This window comes from Streptomyces sp. NBC_00988 (assembly GCF_045162645.1).
GTDB lineage: Bacteria > Actinomycetota > Actinomycetes > Streptomycetales > Streptomycetaceae > Streptomyces.
In genome coordinates, this window is the sequence record NZ_CP108730.1 from 7,606,447 (window position 1) to 7,625,506 (window position 19,060).

Annotated in this window: 18 protein-coding genes; 9 read left to right on the plus strand and 9 right to left on the minus strand. The window is 70.6% G+C overall.

Going from position 1 to position 19,060, the window contains the following annotated elements:
• Nucleotides 1-54: 54 nt before the first annotated feature.
• The 5 genes from OG496_RS35140 (at nucleotide 55) to OG496_RS35160 (ending at nucleotide 5,536) form a co-directional block, all read left to right on the plus strand.
• Complete coding sequence (locus OG496_RS35140) at nucleotides 55-1,032, plus strand: substrate-binding domain-containing protein (protein WP_405973760.1); 978 nt, start codon at nucleotides 55-57, stop codon at nucleotides 1,030-1,032.
• 99 nt (nucleotides 1,033-1,131) lie between these two features.
• On the plus strand, nucleotides 1,132-2,814 hold the full coding sequence (locus OG496_RS35145; RefSeq protein WP_405973761.1) for a hypothetical protein: 1,683 nt from the start codon (nucleotides 1,132-1,134) through the stop codon (nucleotides 2,812-2,814).
• A 113-nt stretch (nucleotides 2,815-2,927) separates the two neighbouring features.
• Nucleotides 2,928-3,890: a sortase gene (locus tag OG496_RS35150; protein WP_405973762.1), complete on the plus strand. Its 963-nt coding sequence runs from the start codon at nucleotides 2,928-2,930 to the stop codon at nucleotides 3,888-3,890.
• A gap of 36 nt (nucleotides 3,891-3,926) precedes the next feature.
• Nucleotides 3,927-4,796, plus strand: coding sequence for a phosphate ABC transporter ATP-binding protein (locus OG496_RS35155; RefSeq protein WP_405973763.1), 870 nt, complete (start codon nucleotides 3,927-3,929; stop codon nucleotides 4,794-4,796).
• Entirely contained in the window at nucleotides 4,793-5,536 is a 744-nt protein-coding gene (locus tag OG496_RS35160) for a hypothetical protein (protein ID WP_405973764.1), read from the plus strand. The genes OG496_RS35155 and OG496_RS35160 overlap by 4 nt, the downstream gene beginning before the upstream one ends.
• A 220-nt stretch (nucleotides 5,537-5,756) precedes the next feature.
• Here OG496_RS35160 and OG496_RS35165 read toward each other — a convergent pair whose 3' ends face one another.
• The 3 genes from OG496_RS35165 to OG496_RS35175 form a co-directional block, all read right to left on the minus strand.
• Nucleotides 5,757-7,400 (minus strand): phospho-sugar mutase, encoded by a 1,644-nt coding sequence (locus tag OG496_RS35165; protein WP_405973765.1) that lies wholly within the window; start codon nucleotides 7,398-7,400, stop codon nucleotides 5,757-5,759.
• 120 nt (nucleotides 7,401-7,520) lie between these two features.
• Nucleotides 7,521-8,345 (minus strand): purine-nucleoside phosphorylase, encoded by an 825-nt coding sequence (locus OG496_RS35170; RefSeq protein WP_033280227.1) that lies wholly within the window; start codon nucleotides 8,343-8,345, stop codon nucleotides 7,521-7,523.
• 139 nt (nucleotides 8,346-8,484) lie between these two features.
• Complete coding sequence (locus tag OG496_RS35175) at nucleotides 8,485-8,922, minus strand: gamma-glutamylcyclotransferase (protein WP_019055782.1); 438 nt, start codon at nucleotides 8,920-8,922, stop codon at nucleotides 8,485-8,487.
• A 174-nt stretch (nucleotides 8,923-9,096) separates the two neighbouring features.
• On the opposite strand from OG496_RS35175, the gene OG496_RS35180 reads away from it, so the two are divergent.
• Together OG496_RS35180 and OG496_RS35185 are read left to right on the plus strand one after the other, a co-directional pair.
• Nucleotides 9,097-10,545 (plus strand): NAD(P)H-quinone dehydrogenase, encoded by a 1,449-nt coding sequence (locus tag OG496_RS35180; RefSeq protein ID WP_262056026.1) that lies wholly within the window; start codon nucleotides 9,097-9,099, stop codon nucleotides 10,543-10,545.
• Between the two features lie 164 nt (nucleotides 10,546-10,709).
• Entirely contained in the window at nucleotides 10,710-11,675 is a 966-nt protein-coding gene (locus OG496_RS35185) for a DeoR/GlpR family DNA-binding transcription regulator (RefSeq protein ID WP_328679733.1), read from the plus strand.
• A 5-nt stretch (nucleotides 11,676-11,680) separates the two neighbouring features.
• On the opposite strand, the gene OG496_RS35190 is transcribed toward OG496_RS35185, so the two are convergent.
• Both OG496_RS35190 and OG496_RS35195 read right to left on the minus strand, forming a co-directional pair.
• A complete protein-coding gene (locus OG496_RS35190; RefSeq protein ID WP_366489390.1) occupies nucleotides 11,681-12,256 on the minus strand; it encodes a TetR/AcrR family transcriptional regulator in 576 nt (191 codons plus the stop codon).
• A gap of 117 nt (nucleotides 12,257-12,373) precedes the next feature.
• The gene (locus OG496_RS35195) at nucleotides 12,374-14,146 is read right to left on the minus strand and encodes an acetyl/propionyl/methylcrotonyl-CoA carboxylase subunit alpha (protein WP_405973766.1); all 1,773 of its coding nucleotides are present in this window, start codon (nucleotides 14,144-14,146) and stop codon (nucleotides 12,374-12,376) included.
• A 390-nt stretch (nucleotides 14,147-14,536) separates the two neighbouring features.
• On the opposite strand from OG496_RS35195, the gene OG496_RS35200 reads away from it, so the two are divergent.
• Complete coding sequence (locus OG496_RS35200; protein ID WP_405973767.1) at nucleotides 14,537-15,013, plus strand: hypothetical protein; 477 nt, start codon at nucleotides 14,537-14,539, stop codon at nucleotides 15,011-15,013.
• Here the strand turns inward: OG496_RS35200 and OG496_RS35205 are convergent, their stop codons facing one another.
• Nucleotides 15,014-15,634, minus strand: coding sequence for a Maf family protein (locus OG496_RS35205; protein ID WP_399386770.1), 621 nt, complete (start codon nucleotides 15,632-15,634; stop codon nucleotides 15,014-15,016).
• 36 nt (nucleotides 15,635-15,670) lie between these two features.
• A complete protein-coding gene (gene mmpB / locus OG496_RS35210; RefSeq protein WP_405973768.1) occupies nucleotides 15,671-15,802 on the minus strand; it encodes a morphogenic membrane protein MmpB in 132 nt (43 codons plus the stop codon).
• 128 nt (nucleotides 15,803-15,930) lie between these two features.
• Between mmpB and OG496_RS35215 the strand changes: the two genes are divergently transcribed.
• On the plus strand, nucleotides 15,931-17,028 hold the full coding sequence (locus OG496_RS35215; RefSeq protein ID WP_405973769.1) for an SGNH/GDSL hydrolase family protein: 1,098 nt from the start codon (nucleotides 15,931-15,933) through the stop codon (nucleotides 17,026-17,028).
• A gap of 82 nt (nucleotides 17,029-17,110) precedes the next feature.
• Here the strand turns inward: OG496_RS35215 and OG496_RS35220 are convergent, their stop codons facing one another.
• On the minus strand, nucleotides 17,111-17,320 hold the full coding sequence (locus OG496_RS35220; protein WP_366489399.1) for an acyl-CoA carboxylase subunit epsilon: 210 nt from the start codon (nucleotides 17,318-17,320) through the stop codon (nucleotides 17,111-17,113).
• Between the two features lie 13 nt (nucleotides 17,321-17,333).
• Nucleotides 17,334-18,935 (minus strand): acyl-CoA carboxylase subunit beta, encoded by a 1,602-nt coding sequence (locus tag OG496_RS35225; RefSeq protein WP_399386774.1) that lies wholly within the window; start codon nucleotides 18,933-18,935, stop codon nucleotides 17,334-17,336.
• Nucleotides 18,936-19,060: the final 125 nt, after the last annotated feature.

Genomic DNA, 19,060 nt, shown 5'->3' on the forward strand with positions numbered 1-19,060 from the left:
CGTCTTCCGCTTGTACGTCCTTTGCTCGATCCGTTTCCACGGAGGAGAACTCAAGTGAACGTCAAGACCCGCCTGCGTATCGGTGCCGGTGTCGGAGCGGTCGCCCTGGGCCTCGGTGCCCTGGCCGCCCCCGCCTACGCGGACCCCGGCTCGGCCACCGACTACCGTCAGCTCGCCGGTGTCGGCTCGGACACCACCCAGGACGTCGTGAACGCCCTCGGCGACGCGATCACGAACAGCAGCGGCAAGGTCATCGCCTCGTGGAACGCCACCGGCACGACCCCGATCACCACCAAGGCGACCGGCAGCTGCACGATCCCGCGTCCCGACGGCTCCGGCGCCGGCATCACGGCCCTGAACACCGCCCTGGACGGCTCCACCGGTTGTGTGGACTTCGCCCGTTCCTCGCGCGGCCCGAACAACACCACCACCACGGACCTGACGTTCATCCCGTACGCCAAGGACGCGGTGTCCTGGGTCAAGCAGGACGGCAGCGCGCTGCCCGACAACCTGACGACCGCCCAGCTCAAGGCGATCTACGAGTGCACCCTGACCACGCTCAACGGTGTCACGCTGACCCCGATCCTGCCGCAGTCGGCCTCCGGCACCCGCGCCTTCTTCCTCAGCTCCATCGGTGTGACGGCCCCCGGCTCCTGCGTCACGTCGGACTCCACGATCCAGGAGAACGACGGCTCGGCCGTCGACAGCGCCGGTGACATCTTCCCGTACTCGGTGGCCCAGTACACCGCCCAGGAGACCCTCGTCGTCGACGACCGCCGCGGCTCCGCCGTGCTCGGCTCCGTCAACGGAACGGGCGCGCGCAATGACGACCTCACGCTGAACCTGGACTTCCCCTACCTGCGGAACGTCTACAACGTCGTCCCGACGGCCAAGCTGTCGGACTCCCTGATCGCGGCCACCTTCGTGGGCACCGGCTCCGCGGTCTGCCAGAACACCTCCACCATCACCGACTACGGCTTCGGCGGCCTCGGCAGCGACTGCGGCAGCACGACCCTCAAGGGCGAGAGCTGATCACCGTCCAGTAGCCGCGCAACGGCCGGGCACCCCCGTGGGTGCCCGGCCCTGTCGGCGTATTCATCCACGACCCGAACCCCGTGGGGGGACCACCACATGAATCACCGTCTCGCACAACTCCGATCGCCAGTGGCCCTGTTGAGCTGCTGCGCGCTGCTGTTCGCCGCCCTGGCCGGGGTCCTCGCCTTCTCGGGTCGGGCACAAGCGGCCACGACACTGGGCAAGTTCACGGTCGCACCGGCCACCGGCAGCATCTCGGACAACCCCATGACCACCTCGGTCACGTCGAGCGCGGGGTGCCCGAACACCACCCAGGTCACGGCCGTCCTCAAGGTGTACAAGCCGACCGACTCCGCCGTGCAGACCAACCTCGCCCAGAGCGTCACCAAGCCCCCGCTCGGCACGGCCCCCTTCACCGTGGACATGAAGGCGCTGGCCGGGACCACCGCGAAGAGCCTGGAGCAGGCGCTGCGCGTGTGGATCCCCGACGGATCCCTCGACGGCACCTACACCCTGGGTCTGGGCTGCGGCGGCGGCACGACCGCCGACGGCTTCCTCGCCAAGGTCCGGGTCACCGGCACCAGTTGGGCCCTGCTCGAACAGCAGCCCACGTCCCTCGCCCTGACCGCCGCCTCCGGCGTCCAGGTCGGCGGCGACCTCAAGCTCACCGCCACGGTGACCCCGGCCGCGGCCGGCTCCGTCGAGTTCAAGAACGGCGACACGTCGCTCGGTACGGCGGCGGTCGCGGACGGCAAGGCCGAACTCACCGTCAAGGCACCGGCGATCGGCGGCCTCACGACGTACAGCGCGGTGTTCACCCCCACCGACCTCGACGCCTACGCCACATCCGAGGCCACCGTCACCCCGACCATCGACTACGCCATCTCCGCCAAGGACGCCGACGGGAAGGCCCTCGCCGCCGATCCCACGCTGTCCATCGGCCAGAAGGTGAAGGTCACCGTCCAGGGCTTCACACCGGGGGCCACCGTGGGCGTGACCCTCACCGGTTCCAACGCGACCTACGCCGACGTGACCGCGAGCGCCGACGGTGCCGTCACGGACTACGCGTTCACCGTGCCCGACGCCCTGCCCAACGGCGACCACGGCCTCCACTTCACCGAGAAGTCGGGCGTGTTCGGGTCCTTCGCCTTCGTCAGCACCGACGCGGCGACCTCCAGCCCGAGCCCCAGCGACAACCCCGACCTCACCGTGACCGACGAGGACGGCACCGACCTCGGCACCGATCCCGCCCTCGAACCCGGCCAGAAGGTGAAGATCACTGCCCGCGGTTACACCGCGAGTGCCGCGGTCAAGGTCACCCTCGCCGACAGCGACGCGACCTTCACGGACGCCAAGGCCAACTCCGCCGGGACCGTGGACAGTTACGCGTTCACCGTGCCGAGCGACATCGCCGACGGCGACCACACGCTGACGCTCGCCGAGGACAGGACCGACGGCCACAGCGTCGCCTTCGCGTTCACGACCGGCGGCGACGACTCCAGCGAGTCGCCCTCGCCCAGCGCGTCCGACTCGGCCTCCGGCGGCACGGACACCGGCGGCTCCACGAGCGGCGGTTCGGACACGGGCGGCACGACGGGCGGTGACGGCGGCACCGGAACCGGCTCGGGCACCGGCTCCATGGCGGCCACCGGCACCGAGGCCGGCGCGATCGGCCTCGCCTCGCTCGCGTTCCTCGCCGCGGGTTCGGCGCTCGTGCTGCACATGCGCCGCAAGGGTCTGCTGACCTTCGGCACCGGCGACACCCCGCAACACCGCTGACCGGCCGGGCGGGTCCGGGGACGCACGCCGACGCGCCCCCGGACCCGCCCACCCGCCGTACGAGAGACGTCGTACGAAGGAAACCGTCCCGCTCGCTTCGAGGAGCGCACCCCGTGACCACGCTCGCCCCGCCCACGGCCGACGCGTCGGCGCCGGCCGACGGCCCGCCCGACCCGCCACCGCCCCCGCCGACCACGCAGCCGCGGCAGGAGACCCCGCGGCCCCCCGCCCGTCCCGGGCTCGCACTCGCCGGGGCGGCCCTGTGCGTCCTGGCCGCCGTGCTCCTCGGCTTCGCCGCGAACCTCACGGTCGTCGGCCACCTCCAGCACGCCAGGAACCAGCAGACGGCGTACGACGAACTGCGCAAGGAACTCGCCCTGGGCACCGCCCCCGTGGGCCAACGCGACTACGAGGGAAGGATGTTGAAGCCGGGCGCGCCCGTCGCCCTGCTGCGCATCCCCGCCCTCGGCATCAAGGAGGTCGTCGCCGAGGGCACGACCTCCGAGGTGCTGATGTCCGGCCCGGGCCACCGCCGGGACACCCCGCTGCCCGGCCAGGCCGGCACCTCGGTGATCATGGGCCGCCAGTGGGGCTACGGCAGCCCCTTCCTCGACCTGCACAACCTGCCCGTCGGCGCCGGCATCGAGCTGACCACCGGCCAGACCAAGGCCGTCTACCAGGTCACCGGCATCCGCCGCGCGGGCGACGCGCTGCCCGCGCCCATCGGCCAGGGACAGGGCCGGCTCACCCTGATCACCGCCACCGGCGGCCCGTACACACCGAGCGGTGTGCTGCGGGTGGACGCCCGGCTGATCACCCCCGTGCAGGCCAACCCGCCGCGCGACCTGCGCGCCGGCTGGATCTCCGCGTCCGAGGAGGCGCTGGGCGGTGACGACAGCGCCTGGCTCCGGGTCTTCCTGTGGTCCCAGGGCCTGTTGCTCGCCGCCCTGCTCGCGGTGGTCGCCCATCGGGTCTGGGGCCGCTGGCAGACCTGGATCTGCGCCGGCCCCCTGCTGCTCGCCCTGGGCCTCGCCGACTCCGGGGCCATCGTCTCCCTGCTGCCCAACCTGCTCTGAACCACCCGACCCCGTACGGGAGTTGACCTCACCACCATGTCCACCGACCTCACCGGGAACGCCCCCTCGGCCGCGAACCCCGACCTCACCGACACACTCCTCCAGCCGCCGCTCACCATCACCGGTCAGGGCCCCGCGAGCCTGCGCGCCGACTCCGTCTCCGCCTGGTTCGCCGACCACAAGGTCCTCGACCGGGTCTCGCTCACGATGCCCGCCCGCGAGGTCACCGCGCTCATCGGCCCCTCCGGCTGCGGCAAGTCGACCTTCCTGCGCATCCTCAACCGCATGCACGAACTGATCGGCTCCGCCTCCCTGGCCGGCCGGGTCCTCCTCGACGACGAGGACATCTACGACCGCGGCCGCCGCATCACCCACGCCCGCCGCCAGATCGGCATGGTCTTCCAGAAGCCGAACCCCTTCCCCGCCATGTCGATCTACGACAACGTCCTCGCCGGCCTCAAGCTCAACGCCATCAAGGCCACCCGCGACGGCAAGGACGGCCTGGTCGAGGAGTGCCTCGTCAAGGCGGGCCTGTGGAAGGAGGTCAAGGACCGCCTCCGCCAGCCCGGCGGCGCCCTCTCCGGCGGCCAGCAGCAACGCCTGTGCATCGCACGGTCGTTGGCGGTACGACCCCGCGTCCTCCTGATGGACGAACCCTGCTCGGCGCTCGACCCGACCTCCACCCGCCGCATCGAGGAGACCATCGCCGAGCTCAAGTCCGAGGTGACCATCGTCATCGTCACCCACAACATGCAGCAGGCGGCCCGCGTCTCGGACAGCTGCGCCTTCTTCCTCGCCTCGCAGAACACCCCGGGCGTGATCGTCGAACACGGCGACACCCAGGCGATGTTCAACTCGCCCCAGGACGAACGGACTTCGGACTACGTGAACGGACGGTTCGGATGACGGCAGGGCCGGGAGCGGTGGTCCGGGCAGCCGCCGGTGCCGCGGCGACGCTCCTGCTTGTGGCCGGCTGTGGGGAGGGGACGCGGGGCACGGCGGCCGGCCCGACGGTCAGGACGACCACGACGACCGCTCCGGCCGCCCCCCTCGCACCACCGGTGCCGTCCGCGTCCGCGCCGAGGTCCGCCGCCGCCCCGACGCCTTCCTCGGTCACTCCGCGCCCCCACACACCGGCATCCGTCCCGGCGGTCCCGTCCGCCTCCGACGCCCGGGTGCCCGGCCCGGACCTCTCCCGGAAGGTCCCGTCCGCCGCTCCACGCCGTACGCCCACGCGGTCCGCCGCGCCCGGCACCGACACGGCGACGACCGGGCGTCCCACGTCCACGACGATCCGTATCGGCGGCTGGTCCTCGACCGTGGTCCGGGGCGACCAGGCGGAGGTCGACGCCTGCCGGCACGCCGTGCAGTGGACGGGCCCCGCGATCGGCACCGAGGACGGCTACGAGCTGCGAACCGTGGTGATCGTCGGCCACGACTACTGCGGCTTCGACCGTTTCGCCACGCTGCCCGTCGGCACCAGGGTCAACATCAGTACCCCGCGCGGCACTTGGACCTATCGGGTCTACGCCCACTACGTCACCCCGGGCCGAGGCGTCCCGGCGGCGGGCCTCTACTGGGGCGACCTCACCCTCCAGTCCTGCGTGGGACCGGACACGGGGTTCAGTTACCTGATGCGTGACTGAACCCCGTGCGCGGCTCGTGCACGGACGCGGCCCGCCCGGTTAGGGGGCAGGCGGGGCGCAGACCGGCGGATGTCTCCAAGGGGGGGTGAGGAGCACATCCGTATAGCCGTTCCAGCATGGAACGGCTGCGGCGGGAGAGGGCGGCCGGGGAGCATGCGACAGCCCAACTCCCGGTGAACCAGGGGGAGCTGGGCTGACGTGACGGTGGCTCGGATCCGGCTCAGATGCCGGCCGCGGCCGACAGCTCCCGCTTGATCGTCGCGAGGGTCTCGGCGGCCTGAGCCCGGGCAGCCGGGAGGTCGGCATGTGTGGCCACAGGCACCACGACCTCCAGGTAGCACTTCAGTTTGGGCTCGGTGCCGCTGGGCCGGACGATGACCCGGGCACCGTCGAGCGTGTAGCGCAGACCGTCCGTGGGCGGGAGCTTCTCCGTCCCCTCTGCCAGATCCTCGGCGTCGGTGACGGCCAGCCCCGCGAGCGCGGCCGGTGGCTGCTCGCGCAACCTCCGCATGGCGTCCGCGATGACGGTCAAGTCCTCGACACGCACGGAGAGTTGATCGGTGGCGTGCAGACCGTGCTCCACGGCGAGATCGTCGAGGAGGTCGAGCAGATCGCGTCCCTCGGCCTTCAGCTCGGACGCCAGCTCGGTGATGAGCAGGGCGGCCGTGATGCCGTCCTTGTCGCGCACGCCGTCCGGGTCCACGCAGTAACCGAGGGCTTCCTCATAGCCGTAGCGAAGGCCCTCCACCCGGGCGATCCACTTGAAGCCGGTGAGGGTCTCCTCGTAGGGCAGGCCCGCCTTCTCGGCGATACGGCCGAGGAGGGACGAGGAGACGATCGACTCGGCGAAGGTGCCCTGGGCGCCGCGCCGCACGAGGTGCGCGGCGAGGAGGGAGCCGACCTCGTCGCCGCGCAGCATGCGCCAATCGCCGCCCTGGGTGCGGTCCTTGACGGCCACGGCGCAACGGTCGGCGTCGGGGTCGTTGGCGATGATCAGGTCGGGGTCGTCGGCGCGGGCCCGCGCGAGGGCGAGGTCCATCGCGCCGGGCTCCTCCGGGTTGGGGAACGCGACGGTCGGGAAGTCCGGGTCGGGCTCGGCCTGTTCGGCGACGAGCACGGGCTCGGGGAACCCCGCCCGCGCGAACGCGGCCAGCAGCACGTCCTTGCCGACGCCGTGCATCGCCGTGTAGACGGTGCGCGCGGTGCGGGGGGAGCCGGGGGCGAGGACGGCGTCCGTGCGGGCGAGGTAGGCGTCGAGGACGGCGTCGTCGAGGGTTTCCCAGCCGGCGTCCGGACGGGCCACGTCGTGCAGGGAGTCGACGGCCTCGATCTCGGCGGCGATCTCCGCGTCGGCCGGGGGCACGATCTGGGAGCCGTCGCCGAGGTAGACCTTGTAACCGTTGTCCCGGGGCGGGTTGTGGCTGGCGGTGACCTCCACGCCCGCGATCGCGCCCAAGTGCCGTATGGCGAAGGCGAGTACGGGGGTGGGGAGGGGGCGGGGCAGTACGGCCGCCTTGAGTCCCGCGCCGACCATCACGGCGGCGGTGTCGCGGGCGAAGTCCGCCGACTTGTGGCGGGCGTCGTAGCCGATGACGACGACTCCGTCGGTCGCGCCGTGCTGCTTGAGGTACGCGGCGAGACCGGCGGCGGCCCGGATGACGACCGCACGGTTCATCCGCATGGGCCCGGCGCCCAGTTCGCCCCGCAGGCCGGCGGTGCCGAACTGAAGCGTCCCGCTGAAGCGCTCGGCGAGCTCGGTGACGTCCCCGGCGTCGATGAGCTTCCCCAGCTCCTCACGGGTGTCCGCGTCGGGGTCCTCGGCGAGCCAGGTCCTGGCCCGCGCGATGAGTTCGTCGTCGTGCACGTCGGGTCAACCTCTCGTGGGGTATGTCGGTTTTACGTCAGCGTCTTGGCCGACGGCGAACGGGCGGGTGGGTGGGAAACATCCGGGGGTCCAGGGGGCGTAGCCCCCTGGGGACGGCGCCTACAGCCGCCCGAGCACCTGGGCCAACAGCGACCCCATCTGCGTGGCGGAATCCCGGCCGGCCTGAAGAACTTCCTCGTGGTTCAGGGGCTCACCCGTCATACCCGCGGCGAGGTTCGTCACCAGGGAGATACCCAGCACCTCCGCACCGGCCTCACGCGCAGCGATCGCTTCGAGCACCGTCGACATGCCCACCAGGTCCGCCCCGATCACCCGAGCCATGCGGATCTCGGCCGGAGTCTCGTAGTGCGGCCCGGGGAACTGGGCGTAGACGCCCTCCTCCAGAGCCGGGTCGATCTCCTTGCACAGGGCGCGCAACCGGGGGGAGTACAGGTCGGTCAGGTCGACGAAGTTCGCGCCGACGATGGGGGACGTGGCGGTGAGGTTGATGTGGTCGCTGATCAGCACCGGCTGCCCGGGCCGCATACCCTCGCGGAGCCCCCCGCAGCCGTTGGTCAGGACGATGGTCTTGCAGCCGGCGGCGACGGCGGTACGTACGCCGTGCGCGACGGCGGCGACACCGCGGCCCTCGTAGTAGTGGGTACGCCCGAGGAAGACCAGTGCGCGCTTGTCACCGATCCCGTACGAGCGGATGCGACCGCCGTGGCCCTCGACGGCCGGCGGCGGGAAACCGGGCAGCTCGGTGACGGGGAAGTCGGCCTCGGGTACGCCGAGCGCGTCGACGGCCGGTCCCCAGCCGGAGCCCATCACAAGGGCGACGTCGTGGGTCTCGGCGCCCGTCAGTTCGCGCAGGCGCGTGGCGGCGGCGTCAGCGGCGGCATGGGGGTCGCCCTGGATGTCGTCCGGAAGAAGAGATGCGTTCACGCGGATGAGCGTAGCTGGTCTGGGCCTACGCGCGTAGATGACAGAGCTCACGGGATTGCGATCGTTGTCTTGTCGTTTCCAACGAGACCTGTGACGGGCGTTATGTGTGGGAAGCGCTCAGCGCTGCCGCGGGGAACCCTCAGCAGGGCCGCTTCCGCAGCTCCATCACATAGTCGTGCGGGGCGCCGGCCGACTCGGCGGCGTCGGCGAGTTCACCGAGGTAACGGGCGGACGGGAGCCCTCCCTCGTAGCCGTTCAGCACGTACACCCAAGCGGGTTCCTCGCCCTCCAGGGTGTGCACCCGGACCCGCATCCGGCGGTAGACGTCGAGGCCGACGCCCTCCCAGCGGTCCATGGAGTCCTCGTCGGGCGGCGCGATCTCGTACAGCGCGACGAAGACCTGGGAGCGCGGGGCCTCCACGATCGTCGCGAGCGCGCCCTCCCAGCCCATGTGCTCGCCGCCGAAGGTCAGCCGCCACCCGTTCAGCCAGCCCGTGGCGCGCAACGGCGAGTGCGGGGCGCGGCGGGTCATCAGCCGCGCGTCGAGATTGCCGGCGTACGCGGCGTAGAGCGACATGCTTCGAGAGTACGGCAGCGGAACCACCCGCCACTCCCGTAACCACCGGTACCCGAGCGCCCGGACTTCCGTACTCACCGGTACCCGGGTCCACTGCCGAAAAGGCCCTCCGCGGCCCCGACGCCCGCACCTCCCGTCGCCCCCGGGCGGAAGCACCTTGAAGCGTGCGGGACAATGGGGTACGTGACTCGGATCGTGATCATCGGTGGCGGACCCGGCGGCTATGAAGCGGCGCTGGTGGCAGCGCAGCTCGGCGCGGAGGTGACCGTCGTCGACTGCGACGGTCTGGGCGGGGCGTCGGTGCTGACCGACTGCGTCCCGTCGAAGACCCTTATCGCGACGGCCGAGGTGATGACCACCTTCGACTCGTCGTACGAGGAGCTGGGGATCATCGTCGCGGACGACACCCCACCCCTGGAGCAGGCGGCCCGGGTCGTCGGCGTGGACCTCGGCAAGGTCAACCGCCGTGTGAAGCGCCTCGCGCTCGCCCAGTCGCACGACATCACCGCGTCCGTGACCCGGGCCGGCGCCCGTGTCATGCGCGGCCGGGGCCGGCTCGACGGCATGCAGGCCATCGACGGTTCCCGCAAGGTCATCGTCAAGGCGGCCGACGGCACCGAGGAGACCCTCGTCGCGGACGCCGTCCTCATCGCGACCGGCGGTCACCCCCGCGAGCTGGACGACGCCCGCCCGGACGGCGAGCGCATCCTCAACTGGACCCAGGTCTACGACCTCACCGAACTCCCCGAAGAACTGATCGTGGTCGGCTCCGGTGTCACCGGCGCCGAGTTCGCCGGCGCCTACCAGGCCCTCGGCTCCAAGGTCACCCTCGTGTCGTCCCGAGACAGGGTTCTGCCCGGCGAGGACCCGGACGCCGCCGCCGTACTCGAAGACGTCTTCCGGCGCCGCGGCATGAACGTCATGGCCCGCTCCCGCGCCCAGTCCGCCAAGCGCGTCGGCGACAAGGTCGAGGTCGTCCTCGCCGACGGCCGTGTCATCACCGGCTCGCACTGCCTCATGGCCGTCGGCGCCATCCCGAACTCCGCGGGCATGGGCCTGGAGGAGGCGGGCGTCAGGCTGCGCGACTCGGGCCACATCTGGACCGACAAGGTCTCCCGTACGACCGCTCCGGGCGTGTACGCGGCCGGTGACGTGACCGGGATCTTCGCGCTCGCCTCGGTGGCCGCGATGCAGGGCCGTATCGCGATGTACCACTTCCTGGGCGACGCGGTGGCCCCGCTGAACCTGAAGACGGTCTCCTCGAACGTCTTCACCGACCCCGAGATCGCGACCGTCGGCTACAGCCAGGCCGACGTCGACGGCGGCAAGATCGACGCCCGCGTCGTCAAGCTCCCCCTCCTCCGCAACCCGCGCGCGAAGATGCAGGGCATCCGGGACGGCTTCGTCAAGATCTTCTGCCGCCCGGGCACCGGCATCATCGTCGGCGGTGTCGTCGTGGCGCCACGCGCCTCGGAACTGATCCATCCGATCTCGATCGCCGTCGACAACAACCTGACGGTCGAACAGATCGCGAACGCCTTCACCGTCTACCCGTCTCTTTCGGGCTCGATCGCCGAGGTGGCCCGGCAGCTCCACACGCGGAAGGCGACGGGCGAAGTCTGAGCCGAAACGGACTCCCCGCTGGTCACGGGGAGTTGTCGACCATTCGGGCGGCATAGGCGGCGAGACTAGGCCCTATACCACTTCCCGTCCTGCTGTACGAACAACTTCCGTTATTCGGCGCAAACACCTGAAAGCAGACGGTCGTTGGGGTTACTGTCAGTTTCGTGTTCGCTGCAGAACGTCGCCAATTGATCCTCGAAATGGTGCGAGCGAATGGGGCCGTATCGCTCCGTGAGCTCGCCCGCGTCGTCCAGACCTCCGAAGTGACCGTACGGCGGGACGTGCGCGCACTGGAGGCAGAAGGACTCCTCGACCGCCGGCACGGCGGTGCGGTATTGCCGGGCGGGTTCACGCGAGAATCCGGCTTTCCGCAGAAATCGCATCTCGCGACCGCCGAGAAGACGGCCATCGCCGATCTCGCCGCCAGCTTCGTCGAAGAGGGCGAGGCCATCGTGGTGGGGGCGGGTACCACCACCCAGGAGCTGGCCCGCCGGCTCGCCCGGGTGCCCGGACTGACCGTAGTCACCAACTCCCTTCTGGTGGCCCAGGCGTTGGCCCATGCCAACCGCGTGGAGGTCGTCATGACCGGCGGCACCCTGCGCGGTTCCAACTACGCACTGGTGGGCAGCGGAGCCGAACAGTCCCTCCAGGGCCTGCGCGTCTCCCGGGCCTTCCTCTCCGGGAGCGGCCTGACCGCCGAGCGCGGGCTGTCCACGTCCAACATGCTGTCGGCGTCCGTCGACCGGGCCCTCGTCCAGGCGGCCGCCGAGGTCGTCGTCCTGGCCGACCACACCAAGCTCGGCACGGACACCATGTTCCAGACCGTGCCCACGGACGTCATCACCCGCCTCGTCACCGACGAGCCCCCGGGCCACGACGACCGCGCGGCCACGGAGTTGCAGGCGCTGGCCGACCAGGGGGTGCAGATCGCCGTGGCCGGCGCATCGGGAAGCCAGGGGGGTGACCAGACCCCGACGCGGGACCAACGCCGCCGGGACGTACCCCTCCCGGCACCGCGACGGGGTCAAGTACCGGGCGGCGGGCCGGGGTTGAGGGCAGCGGGTGTCCTCGGCGGGGAGTCTCCCGAGCGGGAGCGCGCGGCGCGGGTGGCGGACCTGCGCAGGCGCTGATCGGACTACCGCTTCAGCCCTCGCAACGTCAACGTCAGCAACCTGTCCGCCAGTTCAGGATCCCCAGGGTTGCCCTCAGCCGCGAGGGCGATCGCGTGGGTCAGCTGGAGAAGGTCGCCGATCTCGACGTCAGGACGGACGTCGCCCGCCTCCTGTGCCCGGGACAGCAGCGCGCCCCCCGCCTCGCGGATCGGGTGGCTGCACCGGGCCAGCGCGGACGTACCGTCGTGGGCGACCGCCATCAACGCCCGGGACAGCCCCCGGTACTCACTCGCGTGCGTCACCATCTCCCGCAACCACGTCACCAGAGCCACACACGGCTGCGGCGCGGACAGCAACTCCCGGGAACGGGCGAGGAGTTCACTCGCCGCGTCCTCGAACACCGCGCTCATCAGGGACTGCCGGTTGGGGAAGTGCCGGTACAGCGTGCCGATACCGACGCCCGCACGCCGCGCCACGTCCTCCAGGGACGCGTCCGTACCGTGCGCGGCGAAGCACACCCGGGCCTCGGCGAGCAGCCGCTCGTAGTTGCGGCGGGCGTCGGCACGCAGCCCCGCCGGCGGCCTGTCTGTGTCGGTCATGGGTCCCACCTGCCCTCCTCGGCTCGTTTCCGTCAGCATGCCAGGCGTTCATTACAGAAGTGCCCGGCCAAGACAGGCTGTTCCTGTCCGCCGGGCACCTCTGAACGTGCGGTGGGGTCAGTCCTTGATCTCACAGATCGCCGCGCCGGAGGTGATGGAGGCGCCGACCTCCGCGCCAAGTCCCTTGATGGTGCCGGACTTGTGCGCGTTCAGCGGCTGTTCCATCTTCATGGCTTCGAGTACGACGATGAGGTCGCCCTCCTTGACCTCCTGGCCCTCCTCGACCGCGACCTTGACGATCGTGCCCTGCATCGGGGAGGCGAGGGTGTCGCCGGAGGCGACGGGGCCGGACTTCTTGGCCGCGCGGCGCTTGGGCTTGGCGCCCGCCGCGAGGCCGGTGCGGGCCAGCGACATGCCGAGCGAGACCGGGAGGGAGACCTCCAGGCGCTTGCCGCCGACCTCGACGACGATCGTCTCGCGGTCGGTGTCCTCGTCCGCCTCGGCGTCCGTGGGGGCCGCGAAGGGCTTGATCTCGTTGACGAACTCGGTCTCGATCCACCGGGTGTGGACCGTGAACGGGTCGGCGGAGCCGGTGAGTTCGGGGGCGAACGCCGGGTCCCTGACGACCGCGCGGTGGAACGGGATGGCCGTGGCCATGCCCTCGACCTGGAACTCGTCCAGCGCACGGGCGGCGCGCTGGAGCGCCTGCTCGCGGGTCGCGCCGGTGACGATCAGCTTGGCCAGGAGCGAGTCCCATGCCGGGCCGATGACCGAGCCGGACTCGACACCGGCGTCCAGGCGGACGCCCGGCCCTGACGGTGCCGCGAAGGTGGTGACGGTGCCGGGGGCGGGCAGGAAGCCGCGGCCCGGGTCCTCGCCGTTGATGCGGAACTCGAAGGAGTGGCCGCGCAGTTCGGGGTCGCCGTAGCCGAGTTCCTCGCCGTCGGCGATGCGGAACATCTCGCGGACGAGGTCGATGCCGGCGACCTCCTCGGTGACCGGGTGTTCCACCTGGAGGCGGGTGTTGACCTCAAGGAAGGAGATCGTGCCGTCCTGGCCGACGAGGAACTCGACGGTCCCGGCGCCGACATAGCCGGCCTCCTTGAGGATCGCCTTCGAGGAGGCGTACAGCTCGGCGACCTGAGCCTCGGAGAGGAACGGCGCGGGCGCCTCCTCGACGAGCTTCTGGTGGCGGCGCTGGAGGGAGCAGTCGCGGGTGGAGACGACGACCACGTTGCCGTGGGAGTCGGCCAGGCACTGGGTCTCCACGTGGCGGGGCTTGTCGAGGTAACGCTCGACGAAGCACTCGCCGCGGCCGAAGGCGGCGACCGCCTCGCGCACCGCGGAGTCGTACAGCTCGGGGACCTCTTCGAGCGTGCGGGCCACCTTCAGACCGCGACCGCCGCCACCGAAGGCGGCCTTGATCGCGATGGGCAGCCCGTGCTGCTCGGCGAACGCGACCACCTCGTCCGACCCGGAGACCGGGTCGGGGGTGCCGGCCACCAGCGGGGCACCGGCGCGCTGGGCGATGTGCCGGGCGGCGACCTTGTCACCGAGGTCCCGGATCGCCTGCGGCGGCGGGCCGATCCAGATGAGGTCCGCGTCGAGGACCGCCTGGGCGAACTCGGCGTTCTCCGACAGGAATCCGTAGCCGGGGTGGATGGCGTCGGCACCGGACTCGCGGGCCGCGTTCAGGACCTTGCCGATGTCCAGGTAGCTGCTCGCCGGTGTGTCACCGCCCAGGGCGAACGCCTCATCCGCGGCGCGGACATGCAGAGCGTCCCGGTCCGGGTCGGCGTATACGGCCACGCTCGCGATCCCGGCGTCCCGGCAGGCCCGGGCTACGCGGACAGCGATTTCGCCACGATTGGCGATGAGCACCTTGCGCACGATTGAGGCTCCCTCCTTGAAACAAGCCGAGTTTAGGGACTGCCGACACGGCGCATCGACCCGTCCCCAGTGGTGAGCTTGCCCACACGGAGCGTGATGCGAGGCTCGCTCGACCCGCGAAATCCCTTGTCGCACCTCGGTACGCAGGACTCCTCGTGGAAACCCTAGCTCTCCGGTGTGGGCAAGGTCTCTGTGAGAGCGTGCCGCGCGCCACGCCGTTTCTTTGTGGAGTCCCTACGAATGGCCCAATGATTCTTTGCCCCCATCACAACCCTTGTCCCGCGGTTTACCCGTTAGTAGCGTTCGGGTTGTCTCGAACGTACTTGGGGTAACAAGGCTCCTGATCGAGCGGTAGTCGGAAGTGGGTGGGGGCCGGTGGTACGCAGGCCGGTGGCATGGATCTTGGCGCTCGTCCTCTTCGTGGAGGCGCTCGGAGTGGCCGCGCTGAACTGGTTCCTGGGGGTCGTCGTCGACCGTCAGGACATGTCCCTGGCCGGCCTCGACCCGGACGCGATGTCCGTCTCCTCGAAGGTCGGCGGCATAGTCTTCGGCCTCTACTTCGCCCTGTGCGGAGTGGTCGCCCTGCTCGTCGCCCTGCGCGACCGGGCCCCGGCGGGCTTCGGCCGCATCCTGCTGATCAGCGTGGCCGTGGTGCACGGCCTGCTGGGCGCGTTCGCGTGGGGCCTGGTGGGCCCGGGAGCGTTCGTGTCCATGGTGGTGGTGCTCGCCCTGGTCGTCCTGCTCCTGATGACGTACGACCGCCTTGAGGGGTCGTCCGGGGGCGCTGCCGGGCAGAGCGTGGACAAGGGCGGCGAGAGCGAGGGCCCGGGGCCGATCGCGCCGCCGGCCGCCCCCAGTCCCTCCTGATCATCCCTCTGGGGGCGTCCACAACTCCGTGATGCCGACGCCCAGTTCGGCCAGCAGGCGGCGAACGAGCGGCAGGCTGATGCCGATCACGTTGCCGTGGTCGCCGTCGATGCCCTCGATGAACGGTGCGGAGCGGCCGTCGAGGGTGAACGCCCCGGCGACGTAAAGGGGTTCGCCCGAGGCGACGTACGCGGCGATCTCGGCGTCGGTCGGTTCGCCGAAGCGGACGACGGTGGACGCGGTCGCCGAGACGTACCGGCCGCTCGTCGTGTCGTAGACGCAGTGGCCGGTCTGGAGCGTCCCGGCCCGGCCGCGCATCGACTTCCAGCGGGCGGTGGCCTCCTCGGCGTCGGCGGGCTTGCCGAGGGCCTCGCCGTCCAGGTCGAGCACGGAGTCGCAGCCGATCACCAGGGCGCCCTTGACCTCGGGCTTCGCGGCGACGACGGAGGCCTTGGCCTCGGCGAGCGCGAGGGCGAGTTCGGCCGGGGTGGGGGCGCTGACGGCGTCCTCGTCGACCCCGCTGACGATCACCTCGGGGTCCAGTCCGGCCTGGCGCAGCAGGCCCAGCCGGGCGGGGGACTGGGAGGCGAGCACGAGTCGGCGGCGCGGCTGATCTGTCATGCGTTCAGGGTATCGGCGCGGTGCGGTGCGCTCGTCTCAGCCGGACAACCCGAGCACGATCATCGCCAGCACCATCGCGAGCGCCATGAGGATTCCGAGCCGCCGCAACATGACCTCCGTCTCCCGCAGGTCTTTGGGAGGCTCGTCATCGGGGTCGGACCACAACATGCTTCCGAGCTTGCGGTGGTTTGGGCCGGGGCGCCTGAGTACGGGTACTCAACTTCCCCGGCTTCCCCAAAAGGGTCCATGGTTCCGTTAGAGTAATGGGACTGTGGTTCCTTTTGGAGAGGTGCGTCATGTTCACTGCTGCCTGGACCGCGTCACCCCAGCTCCCGAGCGAGGGCTTCACTCCGAACTGGTCCCGTGAGGGCTTCTGGCGTCAGTCGTTGCGGCAGGTCGTGCGGTTGACGGCGGGTGGGGCGAGGGTGCGGGTGCGGTTCTCCAACGCGTACGGGAACTCGCCGGTGCGGATCGCTGCGGGCTCCGTGGCCGCCGGTGGAGTTGTGGTGCGGCTGGCCTTCGAGGGCTCGGCGGAGGGGGAGATGCCTGCGCGGGGGGAGTTGGTGAGCGACGCGGTCCAACTCGCCGTAGAAGCAGGGGAGTCGGTGGCTGTCACGCTGTACTTCGACTCCGCTACCGGACCGGCAACCTTCCATGCACAGGCATTTGCGACCAGCTACCGGGGTGCGGGGTGTCTGCTGGGTGGGGACGGGTTCACCGAGTCGAGTGAGTCCTGGTACTTCCTGTCCGCCGTCGAGACCGACTCCGGGCGTGCGGACGGGATCGCGCTCTTCGGTGACTCCATCACCGACGGGTTCGGGTCCACGCCGGGGGCCGACCGACGGTGGTCGGACGCGTTGGCCTCGCGGACGGGGCGGGCCGTGTTGAACGCGGGGATCGGGGGGAACCTGCTGCTCAACGACTCCGCGTGGTACGGGGAGCGGGGGGTGCGCAGGTTCGGGCGCGATGTGGTGCGACTGGCCGGGGTGGACACGGTCGTTGTGCTGCTGGGGCTCAATGACATCGGGTTCAGCGAGACGGACGCGCAGCCTACGTACAAGCCGGCGCCGGTGCTTTCGGCTGGTGAAGTCATCGCCGGGTACCGGGAGTTGATACGGCAGGGTCGCTCTCGTGGACTGACCGTGATCGGGGCGACCTTGTTGCCGTTCGGGGGGGCTGATCACTGGGGGGAGCGGGCGGCGAAGGTCAGTCACGAGGTCAACGAGTGGGTGCGGTGCTCCGGGGAGTTCGACGGGGTTGTCGATCTGAATCGGGTGATGGCCGACCCGGAGGATTCGGATCGGCTGCACCCTGCTTACGACTTCGGTGATCGGCTGCACCCCAATGACGAGGGGTACGGGGTGATGGCCGACGCCGTGTCGCGTTGTTTGTAGCTGCGGGCCGGTGGGGGCTGGGCGCGCCCACGCGGCGGAGCCGCACATTGACACAGCCCCGCGCCCCTTGGGTGAATCTCCTCTAGCCGGGCCAGAAAGTGCGGGTCCATGCGCTTGGGCTCGGGTGAGGAAGCCTCGCGCCCGCGATGCGTGACGGGTCGGACCAGGCGTCCCGCTGCCTCGGGGTGCCCGGTGGTGTGGAGGTTGCCGCTGCGGCGCGGGCCCTGACTACCGCCAAGGCCGCTGCCAGTTCCTCCGGGGTCGGGTTGCCCCGTACGACTTTGATGTTCATGGCGGGCGCTCCTCTACAGGGGGATGTTGCCGTGCTTCTTCGGGGGCAACGACTCGCGCTTGGTGCGGAGTTGGCGTAGGCCCCGGACCACGTGGCGGCGGGTGTCGGAGGGGAGGATCACCGCGTCGATGTAGCCGCGTTCGGCCGCGATGTAGGGGTTGAGGAGGGCGTCCTCGTACTCCTGGATCAGGCGGGCCCGGGTCGCGTCGAGGTTGCCGGCCGCTTCCGCCTCGGCGATCGTGCGGCGGTGCAGGATGTTGACCGCGCCCTGGGCGCCCATGACGGCGATCTGGGCGGTCGGCCAGGCCAGGTTGAGGTCGGCGCCGAGGTGCTTGGAACCCATGACGTCGTAGGCGCCGCCGAAGGCCTTGCGGGTGATCACCGTGATGAGCGGGACCGTCGCCTCCGCGTAGGCGTAGATCAGCTTCGCGCCCCTGCGGATGATGCCGTAGTGCTCCTGGTCCACGCCCGGGAGGAAGCCGGGGACGTCCACGAAGGTGATGACCGGGACGTTGAACGCGTCGCAGGTGCGGACGAAGCGGGCCGCCTTCTCGGAGGCGTCGATGTCCAGGCAGCCCGCGAACTGCATGGGCTGGTTGGCCACGATGCCCACCGGGCGGCCCTCGACCCGGCCGAAGCCCGTGAGGATGTTCGGCGCGAACAGCGGCTGCGTCTCGAAGAACTCGGCGTCGTCCAGGACGTGTTCGATCACCGTGTGCATGTCGTACGGCTGGTTCGCGCTGTCCGGGACCAGCGTGTCCAGCTCGCGGTCCTCGTCCGTGACGGTGAGGTCCGCCTCCTCCGGGAACGCCGGGGGTTCGCTGAGGTTGTTGGACGGGAGGTACGACAGCAACTGCTTGACGTACTCGATCGCGTCCTTCTCGTCGCCCGCCATGTGATGGGCCACGCCCGACACCGCGTTGTGGGTCCGGGCTCCGCCCAGCTCCTCGAAGCCCACGTCCTCGCCCGTGACCGTCTTGATGACGTCCGGGCCGGTGATGAACATGTGCGAGGTCTGGTCGACCATCACCGTGAAGTCGGTGATCGCGGGGGAGTAGACGGCGCCGCCCGCGCACGGGCCCACGACCAGGCTGATCTGGGGGATCACGCCGCTCGCGTGCGTGTTGCGGCGGAAGATCTCGCCGTACGCGCCGAGCGAGGCCACGCCCTCCTGGATGCGGGCGCCGCCGGAGTCGTTGATGCCGATGACCGGGCAGCCCGTCTTCAGCGCGAAGTCCATCACCTTGACGATCTTCTGGCCGTAGACCTCGCCCAGGGCGCCGCCGAAGACCGTGAAGTCCTGGGAGAACACGGCGATGGGGCGGCCGTCGACCGTGCCGTACCCGGAGACGACTCCGTCGCCGTAGGGGCGGTTCTTCTCCAGGCCGAAGTCCGTGGAACGGTGCCGGGTCAACTCGTCGAACTCGACGAAGGACCCCTCGTCGAGGAGCAGCTCGATCCGCTCACGGGCCGTCAACTTGCCCTTGGCGTGCTGCTTTTCGACGGCACGTTCCGAGCCGGCGTGCGTCGCTTCCTGGATACGGCGCTGAAGATCCGCGATCTTCCCGGCGGTGGTGTGGATGTCGATCTCTTGAGGCGCTTCCGGCTCGGACATCGGGATTGCGGCTCCCTGCCTGCTCAAAAGGGGGACGGGTTACTCATCCGTAGAGTAGTGGCGGGCCTACCGATCGGCAGTGCGGCGTACAACACACCTCGGGTGGCTTGCACGACACACCCCTA

Coding starts and splice junctions, on each gene's coding strand:
- OG496_RS35145 (WP_405973761.1), top strand. CDS start 1,132: ATGAATCACCGTCTCGCACAACTCCGATCGCCAGTGGCCCTGTTGAGC.
- OG496_RS35155 (WP_405973763.1), top strand. CDS start 3,927: ATGTCCACCGACCTCACCGGGAACGCCCCCTCGGCCGCGAACCCCGAC.
- OG496_RS35160 (WP_405973764.1), top strand. CDS start 4,793: ATGACGGCAGGGCCGGGAGCGGTGGTCCGGGCAGCCGCCGGTGCCGCG.
- OG496_RS35175 (WP_019055782.1), bottom strand. CDS start 8,922: ATGTCGCTCTACGCCGCGTACGCCGGCAATCTCGACGCGCGGCTGATG.
- OG496_RS35180 (WP_262056026.1), top strand. CDS start 9,097: ATGGGGTACGTGACTCGGATCGTGATCATCGGTGGCGGACCCGGCGGC.
- OG496_RS35190 (WP_366489390.1), bottom strand. CDS start 12,256: ATGACCGACACAGACAGGCCGCCGGCGGGGCTGCGTGCCGACGCCCGC.
- OG496_RS35205 (WP_399386770.1), bottom strand. CDS start 15,634: ATGACAGATCAGCCGCGCCGCCGACTCGTGCTCGCCTCCCAGTCCCCC.
- mmpB (WP_405973768.1), bottom strand. CDS start 15,802: ATGTTGTGGTCCGACCCCGATGACGAGCCTCCCAAAGACCTGCGGGAG.
- OG496_RS35215 (WP_405973769.1), top strand. CDS start 15,931: ATGTTCACTGCTGCCTGGACCGCGTCACCCCAGCTCCCGAGCGAGGGC.
- OG496_RS35220 (WP_366489399.1), bottom strand. CDS start 17,320: ATGAACATCAAAGTCGTACGGGGCAACCCGACCCCGGAGGAACTGGCA.
- OG496_RS35225 (WP_399386774.1), bottom strand. CDS start 18,935: ATGTCCGAGCCGGAAGCGCCTCAAGAGATCGACATCCACACCACCGCC.